This window comes from Cupriavidus sp. MEYA8 (genome assembly GCF_059278825.1).
Genome location: NZ_CM181221.1, coordinates 554800 through 573004 on the forward strand (window position 1 = coordinate 554800; position 18205 = coordinate 573004).

The following is an 18205-nucleotide window of genomic DNA, read 5'->3' on the forward strand; positions in this document are numbered from 1 at the left end:
AGCGCGTTTCCCGGCTGCCCTGAGCAATGTCTAGTCTAGGTGCCGCGATTGCCGTTTGGCGCGTGCCGATCCACGGGCGCTGCAGCCAGGCCGCTCACTGGCCGGCGGCCGCCACCCAGTCGCCCGACTTCCCGCCATGCTTTTCCAGCAGCTTCACGTTGCCGATCACCATCCCCCGGTCCACCGCCTTGCACATGTCGTAGATCGTCAGCAGCGCCACCTGCACTCCGGTCAGCGCTTCCATCTCGACGCCGGTCTGGCCGCGGGTCTCGGTGCGGACGGTGCAGGCGACGGTGGCGCTGGCCTCGTCGAGCGCAAAGTCGACCGCGACCTTGGTCAGCCCGATCGGATGGCATAGCGGGATCAGGTCGGCGGTGCGCTTGGTGGCCATGATCGCGGCCACGCGCGCGATGCCGAGCACGTCGCCCTTCTTGGCACTGCCGTCGCGCACCAGCGCGAAGGTGTCGGGCAGCATGGTGATGGTGCCGGTGGCCACGGCTACGCGGTGCGTGCTGGCCTTGTCGCCGACGTCGACCATGTGGGCCTGGCCGGCGGTATCGAAATGGGTGAGCTGGGTCATGGCAGGGCTTGGTGCAGGGGGCCTTTGGCGGGGAGGAGAACCGTCTGATGGGAACGGCCACCGGAGGCCGCTATCATAGCAACATGCCAAAACAACCATCGCTTCGCAGGTCTGCCGCGCCCGGCCATTGTGCCGCTGCGGATGCCGCGCCTGCCGGTTCGGCGTCACATCATGGTCGCCCCGGGTCGCCATGGCGGCGGTCGCTGGCTGCGCTGCTGGCGCTGAGCATGGCGTCGCCGGCGTGGCCGCAGGCGACGACGCGAACACCGGCCGCTGCCCCGGCCTCTGCCGCGGCCGCGCCGGCCAGGCCGGTCGCGTCCATGCGGGCGCCGGAGCCGGTGCCATCATTGTCCGGCGAGGCGAGCGACCAGGTCTACGACAACCTGAACCGCAGCATCAAGGCGGGCCAGAAGTCCGAGTTCGGCCTGCGCACCAACAATCCGGTGGTCGAGAGTGGCGGGGTGCAGCTGCCTGACCTGGGCGACCCGTCCACGGCATCGCTGTCGCCCGACATGGAAAAGCGCCTGGGCGACCGCATCATGCGCGATATCCGCCGCGATCCGCTGTACGTGCCGGATCCGCTGCTGTCGGACTACCTGAACGCGCTCGGCTACCGGCTGGTGCAGGCGGCGCGGCGGCAGAACATCTCGGGCTCGACCGGCGCCGGTACCTTTGCCACCGGCTTTGACCTGTTCGCGGTGCGCGACCGCAGCATCAACGCCTTCGCGCTGCCGGGCGGCTATATCGGCGTGCATACCGGGCTGCTGGTGCAGTCCGATACCGAGTCGGAACTGGCCTCGGTGCTGGGCCATGAAATCGGCCACGTGATGCAGCGCCATATCGCGCGCGGCATCACGTCGCAAGACCAGTCGATGTGGATTGCGCTGGCGTCGATGGTGCTGGCCGGCCTCGCCGCCACGCGCAGCCCCGATGCCGCGGCGGCGCTGGCGATGGGCGGGCAGGGCGCCGCCGTTGCCAACCAGCTGTCCTTCTCGCGCGGCGCGGAGCGCGAGGCCGACCGTGTCGGCTTCCAGATCATGACCGCGGCGGGCTTCGACCCGCAGGGCATGCCCGATTTCTTCGCGCGGCTGCAGCGCGTGTCCGGCATCTCGGAAAGCTCGGTGCCGTCCTATGTGCGCACCCACCCGCTGACTTCGGAGCGTCTCGCCGACATGCAGGACCGCGTGAGCCACGCCAACGCGCGCAAGGTGCCCAATACGCCCGAGTACGAGTTCGCCCGGATGCGCGCGCGCGTGATCCAGGAATCGTCGCCGAGCGATCTGCAGGCCTTGCGCAATGCACTGCGCGCGCAGCTGCCGGGTGCCTCGACGCTGCGGGCGCCGGCGCTGCACTACGGCCTTGCCTTCACCGAGCAGCGGCTCGGCCGTGCCGCCGCCGCCGAGCAGGAATTGGCCGAGGCGCGGCGGCTGTACGGCACCATCCCGGGCGCAAGCTCGGGCAGCCCCATGCTGGACGTGATGGCGATCCAGCTGGCGCGCACGCAGGGCCGCGTGCCCGAGGCGCTGGCACAGGCCACGGCCTCGATGAAAGCCTTCCCGCTCTCTCATGCGGTATCGGTCGCCTATGCCGAGACCCTGCTCGGCTCGGGCCGCTATGAGGAGGCGGTGCGCTTCCTGCGCGAACGCACGCGCCAGGAAACCAGCCGCAGCGATTGGTGGGAGATGCTGGCGCGCGCATACGCCGGCCAGGGCAAGCGGGTGCAGCAGCACCAGGCGCTGGCCGAAAAATATGCGATGGATGGTGCCTACCAGGCTGCGATCGAACAGCTGCAGATCGCGCGCAAGGCCGGCGACGGCGACTTCTATACGCTGTCCGAGGTCGACGCCCGCCTGCACCAGCTGGAACGCCAGTATCGCGAGGACAAGCAGGACAGCAAGGGCATACCGAACTGAGGCAGGCCCGGCCAGGGCCGGGCGGTGTCAGGCCGCCGGCTGGCGCACGAAGCCGAAGCGCTTCGGCACTTCGCTCTCCGCGATCGGCTCGATCGGCAGGTCGTGGCCGTCGTGGTGGAACAGGCCGAGTTCGGTGCCGCAGGCCTCGCCGTGCCAGGTGCTGCTGCCGCTGAAGGTTTCCAGGTCATGGTCGTGCAGCAGCGCCACCTGCGTGCCGTCCACGCCGTCGACCGTCCCCGACAGCACCACGTTGCCATGCTCGTCCGCGTAGCAGGATTGCAGCGCAAAGGGCTGGTGCGAGGTTGTGCAAAGCGCGCCCTGGTGCAGCCGCACGATCCACGGCGCGTACGCCAGCGCCACGAACACCTTCTGCGGCCCGTTCTGGAAATACCACGCGCCGCGCTCGTCGCACAGGTAGTTGCGCTCGATGAAGGCGACCAGCGCTTCGTTGCGCACCGGCTCGCCGGACAGGCCGTGCTGCTGGGCGTATTCATTGCGCAGGCGCCACTGCCCGCGCCGGTCCAGCGCGAGCCAGCCATAGGCGTTGGGCACGTTGGGCCAGCGCGCCATGGCTTGCCTGACGATGTCGTCCATCTCCGTCTCCTCTGCCGGCAAGGCGCCACGCACGCCGCCGCCGGCTTTACATCATGCTGTCGAAAAAGCGCAGGATCCGCGCCGGCAGCCATTCGATATGGCCGCCGAACGCTACCCCCGACTGGCTGTCGGGCAGCCACAGATGGCGCCGCCAGCCTTCATGCGGGGTCATGAAGCCGACATGGCCGCCGTGCTCCGGCTGTTCCAGCCAGACCTGCGGGCTGACGTCGGCGGGGCCGGGCAGGTGCCGGCCGGGCAGGAACGGATCGTTGCGCGCATTGAGCACCAGCGTGGGCACGGTGATCGCGCCGAGCACCGGCTTGCTGGCGGCGCGGCGCCAGTAGTCGTCGGTATCGGCATAGCCGTGCAGCGGCGCCGTAACCACGTTGTCGAAGGCGTACAGGTCGCGGCTGGCCAGCATCGCCTCGCGGTCGAACAGCCCGGGGAACTGCTGCAGCTTGGCCAGCGACTTGCGCTTGAGCGTCTGCAGGAACATGCGCGTATAGAGCATGTTGAAGCCGGCCGACAGCGCCGCGCCGCCCGCGGCCAGGTCCAGCGGCGCCGAGATCGCGGCCGCGGCGTGCACATGCCCGGCACCGCTGCCGTCCTCGCCCAGCAGGCGCAGCAGCGCGTTGCCGCCCAGCGAGATGCCGACTACCAGCAGCTTGCGGCCCTGGGCGCAGTGCTGGCGGTGCACGCGTTCGAGCACCCAGCGCAGCTCGGCCGAGTCGCCGGAGTGGTAGAAACGGGGCGCCAGGTTGAGCTCGCCCGAGCAGCCGCGGAAATGCGGGACCACGCCCTGCCAGCCGCGCGTGCCCAGTGCGTGCATCAGTGCCTGCGCGTAGTGGCTGCCGGAATCCCCCTCCAGCCCGTGGAACATCACCACCAGCGGCGTGTCCGGCTGCACCGCGTGGGTGGTCCAGTCCAGGTCGATGAAGTCGCCGTCAGGTGTGTCCCAGCGCTCGCGCCGGAACGCCACGCGCGGCGGGCGGCGCGTGAAGCGGGCGGGGATGATGGTCTGGGCATGGCCGCCGCGCAGCCACCAGGGCATGTCGATGCCGTCGCCGTAGCCGTGGCCATGCTCGTGCGGCGCGGCGGCGACAGGCAAACGGTGCGTCAGGAGATCGGGGCGCTGCGTCATGCCAGCTCGGTAATACAGTCTTGCGGTGTTGCCGTCTCGCAGTCCTGCTCGGTTGCAGCCGGGCCGCGCGGCCTGGCAGGCAAAGGCTCAGTGCAGCGCCTGGCCGGGTGCCGCAGCCACCGCGGCCACCTGCACGGCGTTGGCCGGGCTGCAGTGGACATGCGCCAGGCGCCAGCCTTCGTGGTTCTGCATCAGCACATAGGTGGTGTGCACGTACAGGTCGGCCTCGACCCGGTCGCTGCCAAAGCGCAGCGCCTCGGTCACGTCGAAGATCGACACGGCCATCGATGCGTGGCTGCTGGTTTCGATCGCGTCGACCAGCACCGGCTGTTCTTCCAGCAGCTGCGAGAACGCCTGGCGCAGCTGCTCGTGGCCGATCATGCGCTGGCCGTCGGGCAGCACGCAGGTGATCGAATCCTCATCCAGCCACAGGCGCAGCGCGCCCTCGGCGTCGCGCAGCTTGAGCGCCTCGCGGAAAGCTTCGACGATGTCTTCGGCAGAATCGAACAGGCGGGCAAAACGAGGCATGGTGGCAGTGTCAGGGTATCAGGGCCGGTGCAGCAGCTTGCGCAGCTCAACAAAGACCATTTCGGGTTCGATCTCTTTCAGGCAACGCAGGTGGCCCAGCGGGCACTCGCGCTTGAAGCACGGGCTGCACTCCAGCTGCAGCCACATGATACTCGCAGCCTGTGACAGCGGCGGCGTGTGGCGCGGATCGCTCGAGCCATAGACCGCCACCTGCGGCCGGTTCAGCGCCGCGGTCACGTGCATCAGGCCGGAATCGTTGCAGACCGCGGCCTCGGACAGCGCCAGCAGGTCGACGGCATCATCCAGCGAGGTCTGGCCGCACAGGTTGCGCACGAACGGTGCGTCCTTGACGATCTCGGCGGCGATCTCGGCGTCCTTGGCCGAGCCCAGCGTGATCATCTGCGCGTACGGGTAGGAGCGCCGCAGCATCTGCGCCAGTTTGGCGAAGTGGCCGGCCGGCCAGCGCTTGGCGGGGCCGTACTCGGCGCCCGGGCAGAACGCGATCACGCGCGTGTGCGGGGCGATGCCGAAGCGCTCGGCGGTGGCCGCCACGCGCGCCGGGTCGATGCGCAGGCGCGGCTCGGAGAGGTTCTCGGGCAAGCGCGCGCCGGGCTTGAGCGCGAGCCGGGCATAGTGCTCGACCATCGGCGGACGGTGGTCGCGCGGCGGGTTGGCATGGCGCACGTTGAGCATGCCGAAGCGCGCTTCGCCACGGTAGCCGATGCGCAGCGGAATGCCGGCCAGCCACGGAATCAGCGCCGACTTGAGCGAATTCGGCAGCACGTAGGCGAGGTCGTAGCCTTCGTTCTTGAGCTGCTGCGCGAACATCAGCCGCGCCGACAGCTGCAGCTTGCCGTGCGCCAGGTCGGACGGGAACACGCGGCCGATCTCGGGCATGCGCGCGAGCACGGGCGCCACCCACTTGGGCGCGAGGGCGTCGATGACCAGGCGCGGATGGCGCGCCTTGAGCAGCGCGAACAGCGGCTGCGCCATCAGGGCGTCGCCGATCCAGTTGGGGGCGATGACGAGGGCTTTCTTCATGGGCGGGGCGCGGAGGGCCGGTTCGCCGGCGCAATCGCCGGGAACAGCAACGCCCCGGAGCACCAACTGGGGGCCCGGAGCGTCAGGGTCGTGCGAAAACCGGCGGCTCGGATCAGTGGTGGCCCTTCAGCACGGTGCCCGGCCTGAGCTTGTAGACGGTACCGCAGTACGGGCACTTGGCTTCGCCGGTGTCGGCCACGTCCAGGAACACGCGCGGGTGGTAGTTCCAGGCCGGGGTGTTGGCGGTGGGGCAGTGCAGCGGAATGTCTTCGGCGCCGATTTCGATGATGGTGGCGGTTTGCGTCATGGTGTTGCGGGGATTGAGGCTTGTTGTTCGTCAAAACAAGGCGTGCCCCGCGCGCACGGCGGCGGGTGCGGGGCACGAGGGCTGGCGGCCGGTGCTCAGACCAGCGTCAGCCACTTCCTGTACTTTTCGTTGGTGCCGCCCACGGCGGCAAAGAACGCGTCCTGGATCTGCTTGGTGACCGGGCCGCGGCGGCCTTCGCCGATGATGCGGTCGTCCAGCTCGCGGATCGGCGTGACTTCGGCGGCGGTGCCGGTGAAGAAGGCTTCGTCGGCGCAGTACATCTCGTCGCGGGTGATGCGCTTCTCGCGCACCTCGATGCCCAGGTCGCGCGCGATGGTGAGCGTGGCGTCGCGCGTGATGCCGTCCAGGCACGAGGCCAGGTCCGGGGTGTAGATCACGCCGTTGCGCACGATAAAGACGTTCTCGCCCGAGCCTTCGCTGACGTAGCCCTCGGTGTCGAGCAGCAGCGCTTCGTCATAGCCCAGGCCGGTCGCTTCCTGGTTGGCGAGGATCGAGTTGATGTAGTAGCCGCTGGCCTTGGCGCGCACCAGCGACACGTTGACGTGGTGGCGGGTGAACGACGAAGTCTTCACGCGGATGCCGCGCTCCATGCCTTCCTCGCCCAGGTAGGCACCCCACGGCCACGCCGCGATCGCCACGTGGATGGTGTTGCCCTTGGCCGACACGCCCAGCTTTTCCGAGCCGATCCACACGATCGGGCGGATGTAGCAGGATTCCAGGTTGTTGGCGCGCACCACTTCGCGCGTGGCGGCTTCCAGGGTGGCCTCGTCGAACGGCATGGCCATCTGGAAGATCTTGGCGGAATTGAACAGGCGGCGGGTGTGCTCTTTCAGGCGGAAGATGGCGGTGCCTTCGGGCGTCTTGTAGGCACGCACGCCCTCGAACACGCCCATTCCGTAGTGCAGCGTATGCGTCAGCACGTGGATCTTGGCGTCGCGCCATTCGATCAGCTTGCCGTCCATCCAAATCTTGCCGTCGCGATCCGCCATCGACATGTCTGTTCTCCCAGCGCCGTGAAAGTAGCAAAAACGACATTGTAAGCCCGGGGGGCATGGGTGCCAACGCGAGTGGCGGGGGGAGAGCGTACGAAACCAGCGCCGCGGCGGACTAGAATCCTCATTTCCGTGCGTTTGCCGGCTCGACGGTTGCATCGTCAGGGCCTGCTTCCGACGCCAGTCCATTTCGTCGTGCCTTTGACCACACATTCCGACCCGCATGCCGAACCCGGCCAGCCTGGCTGGGAGCAGGCGCTGGAAGCGCTGCGCGCCCTCGCCAGCGCCGAACCCGTCGCCGCCGGCGAGAGCGGCCGCCGCCTGCTGTGGGCGCTGACGCTGGAGCCGGACGGCGCGGTGGCCACCATCGAGCCGTTGGAGCAAGTGCGCGGCGCGCGTGGCTGGGGCAAGCCCAGGCCGGTGCCGCTGGCGCGCGTGGCCGAGGACGACCGGCTCGAGCCGTGGGACGCGCGCATCGCGCGCGCGATCCGGCGCGATGCCTCGCACAACCGGCGCTATGTGCTGGACCGCGCCGCCGCCGCCATGGCGCTGGTCGGCCACCCGGCCGTGGTGCTCGCCCACGCGCCGGCGCAGACACTGGAGGTGGTCGAGGACGCGCCCGCGCTGGAGGCCGTGCACAGCGCTGGCCGCTTCGTGCTGCGCCTCTATCCGCCGCTGCGCGAGGCGCCGGCGATGGAGGCCCTGCTGCCCGCCGCGGCGCGCCAGGTGGCCGAGGCGCTGCGCCAGGTCACGGTGCTGCGCGACGGGCCGCACCGGCTCAAGGTGCTGCGCTTCACCCCGGCGCAGTTCGACGCCGCGCGGCTGATCGGCGACGGGCTGGCGATCCCGGAGGATGGCCAGGCCCAGCTCGATCGCACGCTGCGCGCGCTGGCCGGCCATTTCCAGGTCCACGCCGACCAGGCTGCCGGCTCGCGCACGGTCGAGGCCGAAGCGCGGCTGCGCGCGGAGGTTGCGCCGATCGGCGGCGTGGCCGGGCGCGGTATCACGATGCGGCTGGTGGTCACGCCGCTGGGCCAGCTCGGGCCCCGGCTCGCGCCGGGCGCGGGCAGGGAACGCCTGATGGCCGCGGTGCGCGGCGAGACGCTGGTCACGCAGCGCGATCTCGATGCCGAACTGGCCAGCGTGGCCGAGGTCTTCGCCGCGCTGCCGGTGCTGGTCACGCAGTCGCCGCCGGGCGGTGAATATACCTGGACGCTGGACGATCCCGAAGACGCGCTGACCGTGCTGGAGGCGCTGCCCGGCCTGCCCGCGGTGCAGGCTGTGGAATGGCCGCGCGGCAAGGAAATCCGCATCGTGCCCGCCGACCTGCCGCAGCTCGGCGTCCACATCGAAAGCCGTGGCGCCTGGTACCGGCTGGCCGGCGAGCTGCGCGTGGCCGAGGGGCTGGTGCTGGAGCTGGGCAAGCTGATCGACTGGACCGGCAGCCACGCCGGCCGCTTCGTGCCGATGGGGCAGGGTGTCTTCGTGGCGCTGACCCGCGCGCTGCGCGGCCAGTTGCGCGACCTGGCGTCGGTGGCCGAACGCATTCCCGACGGCATCCGCGTGCCGCAGATGGCCACGCCGTGGCTGGACGACGTGCTGGCCGGCGCGGGCATCGATCCCGACGCCCACTTCCGCCAGCGCATCGCCCGCCTGCGCGCGGCGCGCGACACGCCAACCACCGTGCCCGCCACGCTGGCGGCGGAGCTGCGCCCCTACCAGGAAGCCGGCTACCGCTGGGCCATGACGCTGGCCGCCTCGGGGCTGGGCGCCTGCCTGGCCGACGACATGGGCCTGGGCAAGACCGTGCAGGCGCTGGCGGTGCTGGTGGCGCGCGCGGCCGGCGGCGCCGCGCTGGTGATCGTGCCCACCTCGGTGTGCGGCAACTGGGCCGCCGAAGCGCGACGCTTCGCGCCGACCCTGAATGTCCAGGTCTATGGAGAGGGTGCAGAGAATGCGCGCGATACGCTGCTGGCTCAGGCAGGCCCACATGACCTGGTGATCGTCTCGTACACGCTGCTGCAGCAGGCGCGCCAGGATTTCTGCGCGCGCGACTGGCATACCGTGGTCGCTGACGAAGCGCAGGCATTCAAGAACGCCATCACGCGGCGCGCGCAGTCGATGTTCGAGCTGCAGGCGGATTTCCGCATGGCATTGACCGGCACGCCGGTGGAAAACCGGTTGGCCGAGCTGTGGTCGGTGATGCGCTTCTGCAACCCGGGTTTGCTGGGCTCGCTGGCCCGTTTCAACGAACATTTTGCCAATCCGATCGAGCGCGGCGGCGTGCGCGAGGCCCGCCAGCGCCTGCGCCGCATGATCGCGCCCTTCGTGCTGCGCCGGACCAAGGCCCAGGTGCTCGACGAACTGCCGCCGCGCACGGAGCTGGTGATCCGCGTCGAGCCCGACGCGGTCGAAGCCGCGCACTACGAAGCGCTGCGCCGGCAAGCGCAGACCCAGGCCGAAGCCGCGCTGGCGCGCGTGGAGGCGGTGCGCAAGGCCACGCAAGGCGCGCCTGCAGGGGCAAAGGCGCGCGCCCTCGCGCAGGCGCAGCAGCAATCGCAAGCGCGCATCCATGTGCTGGCGCAGATCATGCGCCTGCGCCGCGCCGCGTGCGACCCGCGCCTGGCCACGCCGGAAATCGGCAGCCAGCTGCGGGAGGGGGAAGAGGGCGCCAAGCTGCGCGCCTTCGTCGCTCTGGCGAGCGAACTGGCCGCCAGCGGCCACAAGACGCTGGTGTTCAGCCAGTTCGTCGATTTCCTGCAGCTGCTGCGCCAGGGCCTGGAGCGCGCCGGGCTCGCGCTGCAGTACCTGGACGGCGCCACGCCGGCGGCCGAGCGCACGCGCCGCGTGGCCGCCTTCCAGGCGGGCGAGGGCGATGTCTTCCTGATCAGCCTGAAGGCAGGCGGCTTCGGCCTGAACCTGACCGCGGCCGACTACGTGATCATCGCCGACCCATGGTGGAACCCCGCCGCCGAGGACCAGGCCATGGGCCGCGCGCACCGCATCGGCCAGCAGCGCCCCGTGACGGTGTACCGGCTGATCAACGCCGGCACCATCGAGGAGCGCATCGTCGACCTGCACCGCGACAAGCGCGCGCTGGCCGACGGCTTGCTGGAGGCGGATGACGAAAGCACTGCGGGAACCGGTGCGCCATTGCCGGATATCGACGACCTGGTGGGCCTGCTGCGCCGCTGAGCGTCACGCCGCGCCCACCATATACTTCCAGGGCATACCTTCAAGCGAACTGGTTCGTTTGGTTTTGGCAGGATCCTTGCTATCTTGTGGCGCTGCCCGGGGCCCAGACCCCGGCAGCCCTCTTGTGCTGACTTTACTGACGGTGCCCCCATGCCCACCCCCATGCCCATCTCGTTCCGCCTGCCGCGCTTGTCCTTCCGTTCCGCTTTCCGCCTGGCCGCAGGCATGGCCGCCCTGTGCGCCGCCGCTGCCGTGAGCGCGCCCGCCCAGGCCCAGGGCGAGTGGCCGACGCAGCCGGTGACCATCCTGATGGGTTTCACCGCCGGCTCCGGCGTCGACATGGTGGGCCGCGCGCTGCAGGAATCGCTGCAGAAGTCGCTCAAGACCACGATCATCTATGACTACCGGCCGGGCGCCGGCGGCAACGTTGCCTCCGAGGTGGTGGCGCACGCCAAGCCGGACGGCTATACGCTGCTGCTTGGCACCGCGGCGACGCACGGCATCAACCCGGCGCTGTACAAGAACCTGCCATTCGACGCCGAAGCCGATTTCACGCCGGTGGCGCCGCTGGTCGAAGTGTCCAACGTGCTGACCGTCAACCCGGCCGTGATCGACGTGAAGACGGTGAAGGAATTCATCGAGAAGGTGAAGGCCAATCCAGGCAAGTACAACTATGCCTCGACCGGCAACGGCACCGGCACGCACCTGGCTTTCGCCGAATTCAATGCCCGCGCGGGCCTGGACATGACCCACGTACCGTACAAGGGCGGCCCCGATGCGCTGCAGGCCGTGCTCAAGGGCGAGGTCTGCTGCATCTTCAACCAGGTGCAGAGCGTGCTGCCGCAATACCGCGCCGGCAAGGTGCGGCTGCTGGGCGTGACCACCAGCAAGCGCGTGCCGGTGATTCCGGACGTGCCGACCATTGCCGAGAGCGGCGTCGCTGGCTACAACAGCACCATCTGGTTCGGCTTCTTCGGTCCCAAGGGGCTGGATCCGAAGATCGCACGCAAGCTCAACGACGCGGTCAAGGTTGCGCTGGAAACCCCATCGATCCGGCAGAAGCTGGTCGATGCCGGCAATACGCCGCGGATCGAGTCGGTGGAGCAGTTCAAGGCGACCGTCAAGGCCGACCGGCAGAAGTGGGCGGGGGTGGTGAAGACGGTGGGGGCTTCGATCGACTGAGGTTGCGACTGAGGTTGCGACTGAGGTTGCATAAGGGGCTTCACTTCGTTGAGGCTCCGGCCCTCACCCCCGCCCCTCTCCCGCAGGCGGGAGAGGGGGGCAAACAGGCGGCCGGTGACAGGTTTGCGGCCTAACCCCTAACCCCTAAGCCCTGACGCCCAACCTCGTCAGCAAATGCGCCAACTGGGCCTGCGTCCCAGTGGCAGTCTTGTTGAAAATCGCCTTCAACTGCGTCCTGCCGGTCTCCCGCCGGATCCCGATCTGCTCGCAAGCCTCGGGCAGCCCCATCCCGGTCGACAGCTGCAGCGCCAAGCGCGTTTCCGCCGGCGTCAGCCCGTACAAGTCCCGCAGCACGGCCGGCAATGTCATCGGCGCGACTCCCGGTTCATGGATCGCCACCAGCACGCTGGGCCGCTGCCAGTCCATCGACAGCTGATGCGCCGGCGGCAAGGGCAACAAGATAATCTGCGCCTGCCGCCCGCCGTTATCCACCGCCCGCAGCGCCTGCGCCGGCTGCGGATTGCCCGGATCGCACGCGGCCTTCAATGCTTCGGCAAACGGCCGCGACAGCCGCCATTCTTCAGCCCGGCCGCTTGCCGCCGAAATCGCCGCCGACACCGCCGCCGACACCGCTGGCAGCAGCCGCCGCACCCACGCCTCTCCCGTACTGTTGGCAAGCAGCGTCTTGCCATCGTCCCGCAACACGATCACCCCAAACGGCAGCCGTTCCAGCAACTGGCTCGACGCATGCGCCAGCGCCGACACCTGGTGCGTGCGGTCGCGCAGCGCCATGGCGTGGCGCACATGCGGAATCGCCCAGTCGAGCGCGCGCGCGTCCTCGGGCGAATACTGGTTGCCGCCCAGCGGCCGCTGCAGCGACAGGAACACTTCATAGTGCGGCTTGCGCTCGATCAGGCAGGCCATCACCGACGATTGCTCGAACTGGTGCAGGAAGTCGCCATAGAAAGGCGAGTGTCGCATCGCCTGCGCACCCAGTTCGCGCGAATCGATATACCAGCTGCCCACCGACATGCGCTGGGCGAAGGGCAGGGCCGGATCGATGGTTTCGTAGTATTCGCTGTAGGCGGCCACCGCTTCGGGCACGGGATTGACCACCTGGTTCACCAGCACGCGTTCGTGGACGGTATCGCGCACCAGCAGCAGCGCATGCGAGCTGTCGCTGGCCTGGCAAAGCGCACCCAGGCTGCGGCGCCAGGCATCGGCGTCGAAGATCCCCTCGTACAGCGCGCGGATGGTTTCATGCATCGGCGTGTCGCTCATGGTCTTTCTTCTTTCTTCTTTTTCGTACTTTTGGTACTTCCTTCGCGCGGCTGTGCCAGGGCTGCCGGTGTGTTGCCGGCCGGCGTACCGCGCGAGGGTGGAATTCAGGCCCCTTCCAGTGCCGCGCCCAGCCGCGAAAGCAGGTGGGTGAGCTGGGCCTGGCTGTTGGTGCCGGTCTTGTTGAAGACGGCCTTGAGCTGCGTGCGCGCCGTTTCATGGCGGATGTTCAGCTGCTGGCTGGCTTCGGGCAGGCCCTGGCCACCGGCGAGCCGGGTCGCCAGCCGCGTTTCCGCTGGCGTCAGGCCGTACAGGTCGCGCAGCACCGGAGCCAGCAACAGCGGCGCGTTGTCGTGCTCGTGCACCACCACCAGCGCCGCCGGCTCCTGCCACTGCGCGGCAAAGGCGTGCGAGGGCGGCAGCGGCAGCACGATCACCTGCGCGCTGCTGCCGTTGCCGTCGGTGGCGCGCGCGGCCTGGGCGGCCACCGCGCGCTGCGGATCGCAAGCCGCGGCCAGCATTTCGCCGAACGGGCGCGACAGGGTCCAGTCAGAGACCTTGCCCGCAGGGTCCAGGCGCCGCACCCAGCGTTCGCCGGCGCGGTTGCCCAGCAGCACCTGGCGCTGCGGCGAAAACACCAGCAGCGCGAAGTTGAGCCGCTCCACCAGCTGCGACGACAGCCGCGCCAGCACCGTCAGGCCCAGCGTGCGGTCGCGCATGGCCATGGCGCTGCGCATATGCGGGATGATCCAGTCCATGCCGCGGGTGTCGTCGGTCGAGAACAGCGGCTGCGTGCGTCCGCGCTGCATCGAGAAATAGACTTCGTAGTGCGGCTGGCGCGCGACCAGGCATGCCACGTACGAGCGCAGGTCATAGCGGTGAAAGAAATCGCGGTAGAACGGGTGGCGCGCCATGGCGCCTTCGCCCAGCTCGCGCGCGTCGACGTACCACGCGCCGGGCTGCAGCCGCGGTGCGAACTGCTTGGCCGGGTCGATGGTCTGGAAATCCGATTCGTACTCGGTGAACAACTCCACCACCGGATTGACAATTTCATTGACGGTGACCTGGTCGCGTACCGTGTCCCAGACCATCATCGAGGCGTGCGCCGATCCGGCCATATCGGTCAGGGTGCGCAGGCTCTGCTGCCACGCACCGGGATCGAGAATGCCCTCGTACAAGCCACGGATCGCTCCGTGCATGTCGGCTTCTTTCATCTGATTACCCCCTGCATTCGCGACAAGACAATGCGCGGCGCCGGCTGTGCGCCCACGCGCACGCCGGCCTGCCTTTTTGTTATCCGCCTGGTGTTGTCCTGGCCGTTTTGCTGGACCGGCTCTGGTGTCAGTGCGTGTCTGTTTAAGCAGACGTTGCATACATTACCGCACTCGGGGGATCAGGGGGACATTCCCCGGCCCCTTCTTTCGTGGGGAGGCAGGGAATCGGTCAGCCCGGCAAGGAACCGTATTGTGCGTGCTGGCGCACATTGCAAAACCATTGCGACCCGGAATCGCCAAAGCGTCGACCGCGATCAGGTAAAATCCCGTTTTCCCGATTTTTCAGCGAAATCTCGCGCCTTTCACCGTCATGACCACTGTCCTGCGTCTTTCCGATCTGATTTCCCAAGGCAAAATCTCCGGCAAGCGGGTGTTTATCCGCGCCGACCTGAACGTGCCGCAGGACGACGCCGGCAATATCACCGAGGACACCCGCATCCGCGCCTCGGTGCCCGCGATCGAGGCCTGCCTGGCCGCCGGCGCAGCGGTGATGGTCACCTCCCACCTGGGCCGCCCGACCGAAGGCGAGTTCAAGCCGGAAGACTCGCTGGCGCCGATCGCCACGCGCCTGTCCGAGCTGCTGGGCAAGCCGGTCAAGCTGGTGCAGAACTGGGTCGACGGCGTCGAGGTCGCGCCCGGCCAGGTGGTGCTGCTGGAAAACTGCCGCGTGAACAAGGGCGAGAAGAAGAACAGCGACGAGCTGGCCCAGAAGATGGCCAAGCTCTGTGACGTATATGTAAACGACGCCTTCGGCACCGCGCACCGCGCCGAGGCCACCACCCATGGCATCGCCAGGTATGCCCCGATCGCCTGTGCCGGCCCGCTGCTGGCCGCCGAGATCGACGCGCTGGGCAAGGCGCTGGGCCAGCCGGCGCGTCCGCTGGTGGCGATCGTGGCCGGCTCCAAGGTTTCGACCAAGCTGACCATCCTGAAGTCGCTGGCCGACAAGGTCGACAACCTGGTCGTCGGCGGCGGCATCGCCAACACCTTCATGCTGGCCGCCGGCCTGAAGATCGGCAAGTCGCTGGCCGAAGCCGACCTGGTCGGCGATGCCAGGGCCATCATCGATATCATGGCCAGGCGCGGCGCCTCGGTGCCCATTCCCGTCGACGTGGTCTGCGCCAAGGAATTCAGCGCGACCGCCGCGGCCACCGTCAAGGATGTGAAGGATGTGGCCGACGACGACATGATCCTGGACATCGGCCCCCAAACCGCCGCGTTGCTGGCCGAGCAGTTGAAGGCCGCCGGTACCATCGTCTGGAACGGCCCGGTGGGCGTGTTCGAATTCGACCAGTTCGGCAACGGCACCAAGGTGCTGGCACAGGCCATCGCCGAATCCAAGGCCTTCTCGATCGCCGGCGGCGGCGACACGCTGGCCGCCATCGCCAAGTACGGCATTGCCGACCGCGTGGGCTACATCTCCACCGGCGGCGGCGCGTTCCTGGAATTCCTGGAAGGCAAGAAGCTGCCCGCCTTTGAAGTGCTGGAACAGCGCGCAGCAGGCTGAAGCATCCGCCGGGCCTGGCGCCGTGCCGGGCCCCCGTCCTTCACCAAGGAAACCCGCGCATGACCCGTTCCACCAAGATCGTCGCCACCATCGGCCCCGCTTCCAGCTCGCTGGAGATCCTGACGCGCATGATTGCCGCGGGGGTCGACGTGGTGCGGCTGAATTTCTCGCACGGCAGCGCGCAGGACCATATCGACCGCGCACGCCTGGTGCGCGAGGCCGCGCAGGCGTGCGGCCGCGAAGTCGCGATCATGGCCGACCTGCAGGGCCCCAAGATCCGCGTCGGCAAGTTCGAGCATGGCAAGATCACGCTCAAGCCGGGCGACCCCTTTGTCCTCGATTCCGCCTGCCAGCTCGGCAACGAAGAACGCGTCGGCCTGGACTACCAGGACCTGCCGCGCGATGTCGGCCCGGGCGACCTGCTGCTGCTCAACGACGGCCTGATCGTGCTGGTGGTGGACCGGGTGCTGGGCACCGAGATCTTTACCACCGTGCGCATCGGCGGTGATTTGTCCAACAACAAGGGCATCAACCGCCAGGGTGGCGGCCTGTCGGCGCCGGCATTGACGGCCAAGGACATGGACGACATCAAGACCGCCATGGCCCTGGGCGCGGATTACGTCGCGGTCAGCTTCCCCAAGAACGCGACCGACATGGAAATGGCGCGCCAGCTGGCCGCCGTGGCCGGCCAGCCGCACGGCCACAAGGCACGCATGATCGCCAAGATCGAGCGCGCCGAGGCCATCCACCCGGGCGTGCTGGAAGAAATCCTGCAGGCGTCCGACGGCATCATGGTGGCGCGCGGGGACCTCGCCGTGGAAGTCGGCAACGCTGCCGTGCCCGCGCTGCAGAAGCGCATGATCAAGCTGGCGCGCGAAGCCAACAAGCTCACCATCACCGCGACGCAGATGATGGAAAGCATGATCGTCAACCCGGTGCCGACGCGCGCCGAAGTGTCGGACGTGGCCAACGCCGTGCTGGACGGCACCGACGCGGTGATGCTGTCGGCCGAGACCGCCGCCGGGCGCTACCCGGTCGAGACCGTCGAGGCCATGGCCGCGGTCTGCATCGAGGCCGAGAAGTCCGAGGTGGTGCAGCTCGACACCGACTTCCTGAACCAGACCTTCTCGCGCATCGACCAGTCGGTGGCGATGGGTGCGCTGTTCACCGCCTATCATTTGCAGGTGAAGGCGATTGCCGCGCTGACCGATTCCGGCGCCACCGCACTGTGGATGAGCCGTCACCGCATCCATGTGCCGATCTACGCCATGACGCCCAACCTGGCCTCGCAGCGAAAGATGCAGCTGTACCGCAACGTGGTGCCGCTGCCGCTGCAATCCAGCGCCGACCGCGACACCGCGCTGGAGCAGGCCGAAGAGCTGCTGCTGGCGCAGGGCGTGGTGCAGCGCGGCGATTTCATCGTGCTGACCATCGGCGAGCCGATGGGGCAGCCGGGCGGAACCAACACCCTGAAGATCGTCAGGGTGGGGCATTGAGCGCCGACAGAAAAATACAGAGACATCCCATTTTTATTTAGGAGTTAGACATGCCACTCGTTTCGATGCGCCAGCTGCTGGACCACGCAGCCGAGAACAGCTACGGCCTGCCGGCCTTCAACGTGAACAACCTCGAGCAAGTGCAGGCCATCATGCAGGCGGCCGACGAGGTCAACGCTCCGGTGATCATGCAAGCCTCGGCCGGCGCCCGCAAATACGCCGGCGAGCATTTCCTGCGCCACCTGATCGAAGCCGCGGTTGAGGCTTATCCCCATATTCCGGTGGTGATGCACCAGGACCACGGCCAGTCGCCGGCGATCTGCCAGGGTGCGATCGACCTGGGCTTCTCGTCGGTGATGATGGACGGCTCGCTGCGCGAAGACGGCAAGACCCCGGCCGAGTACGACTACAACATCGACGTCACCCGCAAGGTGGTGGCACTGGCCCACGCCGTCGGCGTGACCGTGGAAGGCGAACTGGGCTGCCTGGGCTCGCTGGAAACCGGTGAAGCCGGCGAAGAAGACGGTATCGGCGCCGAAGGCGTGCTGGACCACTCCATGCTGCTGACCGATCCGGAGCAGGCCGCCGACTTCGTCAAGGCCACCCAGCTGGACGCACTGGCCATCGCCATCGGCACCTCGCACGGCGCTTACAAGTTCACCCGCAAGCCCACCGGCGACATCCTGGCGATCAGCCGCATCAAGGAAATCCACGCCCGCATCCCCAACACCCACCTGGTGATGCACGGCTCGTCGTCCGTTCCGCAAGAACTGCTGGAAGAAATCCGCAAGTTCGGCGGCGACATGAAGGAAACCTACGGCGTGCCGGTCGAGGAAATCCAGGAAGCCATCAAGTACGGCGTGCGCAAGATCAACATCGATACCGACATCCGCCTGGCCATGACCGGCGCGATCCGTCGTTTCTTTGTCGAGAACCCGAGCAAGTTCGACCCGCGCGAATACCTGAAGCCGGCCCGCGAAGCCGCCAAGCAAGTGTGCAAGGCGCGCTACATCGCTTTCGGCTGCGAAGGCCAGGCCAGCAAGATCAAGCCGGTCACGCTGGTCGACGTCGCGCAGCAGTACAAGTCGGGCAAGCTGGCGCAGGTCGTGCAGTAATTGTCCCGTGTCCGCCTTCCGCGCAAGTGGAAGGCGGATCG

At 68.3% G+C, this 18205-nt stretch carries 15 protein-coding genes; 6 read left to right on the plus strand and 9 right to left on the minus strand.

The window, feature by feature from the left end:
- Window positions 1-94: 94 nt before the first annotated feature.
- The gene (gene moaC, locus AC5WJ1_RS02590; protein ID WP_135704531.1) at window positions 95-580 is read right to left on the minus strand and encodes a cyclic pyranopterin monophosphate synthase MoaC; all 486 of its coding nucleotides are present in this window, start codon (window positions 578-580) and stop codon (window positions 95-97) included.
- Window positions 581-663: 83 nt separating this feature from the next.
- Here moaC and AC5WJ1_RS02595 point away from each other — a divergent pair, with 83 nt between their 5' ends.
- Window positions 664-2493, plus strand: coding sequence for a M48 family metalloprotease (locus tag AC5WJ1_RS02595; protein ID WP_195430653.1), 1830 nt, complete (start codon window positions 664-666; stop codon window positions 2491-2493).
- A 27-nt stretch (window positions 2494-2520) separates the two neighbouring features.
- Here AC5WJ1_RS02595 and AC5WJ1_RS02600 read toward each other — a convergent pair whose 3' ends face one another.
- The 6 genes from AC5WJ1_RS02600 to AC5WJ1_RS02625 all read right to left on the minus strand — a co-directional run bounded on the left by AC5WJ1_RS02600 (window position 2521) and on the right by AC5WJ1_RS02625 (window position 7120).
- A complete protein-coding gene (locus tag AC5WJ1_RS02600; protein ID WP_195430656.1) occupies window positions 2521-3087 on the minus strand; it encodes a DUF2946 family protein in 567 nt (188 codons plus the stop codon).
- Window positions 3088-3133: 46 nt separating this feature from the next.
- Window positions 3134-4228: a YheT family hydrolase gene (locus tag AC5WJ1_RS02605; RefSeq protein WP_494476360.1), complete on the minus strand. Its 1095-nt coding sequence runs from the start codon at window positions 4226-4228 to the stop codon at window positions 3134-3136.
- Between the two features lie 87 nt (window positions 4229-4315).
- Window positions 4316-4756 (minus strand): YybH family protein, encoded by a 441-nt coding sequence (locus AC5WJ1_RS02610; RefSeq protein WP_133093808.1) that lies wholly within the window; start codon window positions 4754-4756, stop codon window positions 4316-4318.
- Window positions 4757-4774: 18 nt separating this feature from the next.
- Window positions 4775-5797 (minus strand): lipopolysaccharide heptosyltransferase II, encoded by a 1023-nt coding sequence (gene waaF, locus AC5WJ1_RS02615; RefSeq protein WP_135704537.1) that lies wholly within the window; start codon window positions 5795-5797, stop codon window positions 4775-4777.
- Between the two features lie 112 nt (window positions 5798-5909).
- A complete protein-coding gene (locus AC5WJ1_RS02620) occupies window positions 5910-6104 on the minus strand; it encodes a zinc-finger domain-containing protein (RefSeq protein ID WP_133093810.1) in 195 nt (64 codons plus the stop codon).
- A gap of 95 nt (window positions 6105-6199) precedes the next feature.
- Window positions 6200-7120, minus strand: a complete 921-nt coding sequence (locus AC5WJ1_RS02625; protein WP_135704539.1) for a branched-chain amino acid transaminase — start codon at window positions 7118-7120, stop codon at window positions 6200-6202.
- Window positions 7121-7312: 192 nt separating this feature from the next.
- Between AC5WJ1_RS02625 and AC5WJ1_RS02630 the strand changes: the two genes are divergently transcribed.
- Complete coding sequence (locus AC5WJ1_RS02630; protein ID WP_494476361.1) at window positions 7313-10312, plus strand: DEAD/DEAH box helicase; 3000 nt, start codon at window positions 7313-7315, stop codon at window positions 10310-10312.
- A 162-nt stretch (window positions 10313-10474) separates the two neighbouring features.
- A complete protein-coding gene (locus tag AC5WJ1_RS02635; protein WP_133094212.1) occupies window positions 10475-11494 on the plus strand; it encodes a Bug family tripartite tricarboxylate transporter substrate binding protein in 1020 nt (339 codons plus the stop codon).
- Between the two features lie 144 nt (window positions 11495-11638).
- Here AC5WJ1_RS02635 and AC5WJ1_RS02640 read toward each other — a convergent pair whose 3' ends face one another.
- Together AC5WJ1_RS02640 and AC5WJ1_RS02645 are read right to left on the minus strand one after the other, a co-directional pair.
- On the minus strand, window positions 11639-12775 hold the full coding sequence (locus AC5WJ1_RS02640; RefSeq protein ID WP_133093813.1) for a helix-turn-helix transcriptional regulator: 1137 nt from the start codon (window positions 12773-12775) through the stop codon (window positions 11639-11641).
- Window positions 12776-12879: 104 nt separating this feature from the next.
- Window positions 12880-13986, minus strand: coding sequence for a helix-turn-helix transcriptional regulator (locus AC5WJ1_RS02645; RefSeq protein WP_135704542.1), 1107 nt, complete (start codon window positions 13984-13986; stop codon window positions 12880-12882).
- A 370-nt stretch (window positions 13987-14356) separates the two neighbouring features.
- Here AC5WJ1_RS02645 and AC5WJ1_RS02650 point away from each other — a divergent pair, with 370 nt between their 5' ends.
- From AC5WJ1_RS02650 to fba, 3 genes are read left to right on the plus strand one after another with little or no spacing between them, the layout of a single operon-like run.
- Window positions 14357-15553 (plus strand): phosphoglycerate kinase, encoded by a 1197-nt coding sequence (locus tag AC5WJ1_RS02650; protein WP_135704544.1) that lies wholly within the window; start codon window positions 14357-14359, stop codon window positions 15551-15553.
- A gap of 59 nt (window positions 15554-15612) precedes the next feature.
- The gene (gene pyk / locus AC5WJ1_RS02655) at window positions 15613-17049 is read left to right on the plus strand and encodes a pyruvate kinase (RefSeq protein ID WP_133093816.1); all 1437 of its coding nucleotides are present in this window, start codon (window positions 15613-15615) and stop codon (window positions 17047-17049) included.
- 50 nt (window positions 17050-17099) lie between these two features.
- Window positions 17100-18164 (plus strand): class II fructose-bisphosphate aldolase, encoded by a 1065-nt coding sequence (gene fba / locus AC5WJ1_RS02660; RefSeq protein WP_133093817.1) that lies wholly within the window; start codon window positions 17100-17102, stop codon window positions 18162-18164.
- Window positions 18165-18205 lie beyond the last annotated feature (41 nt).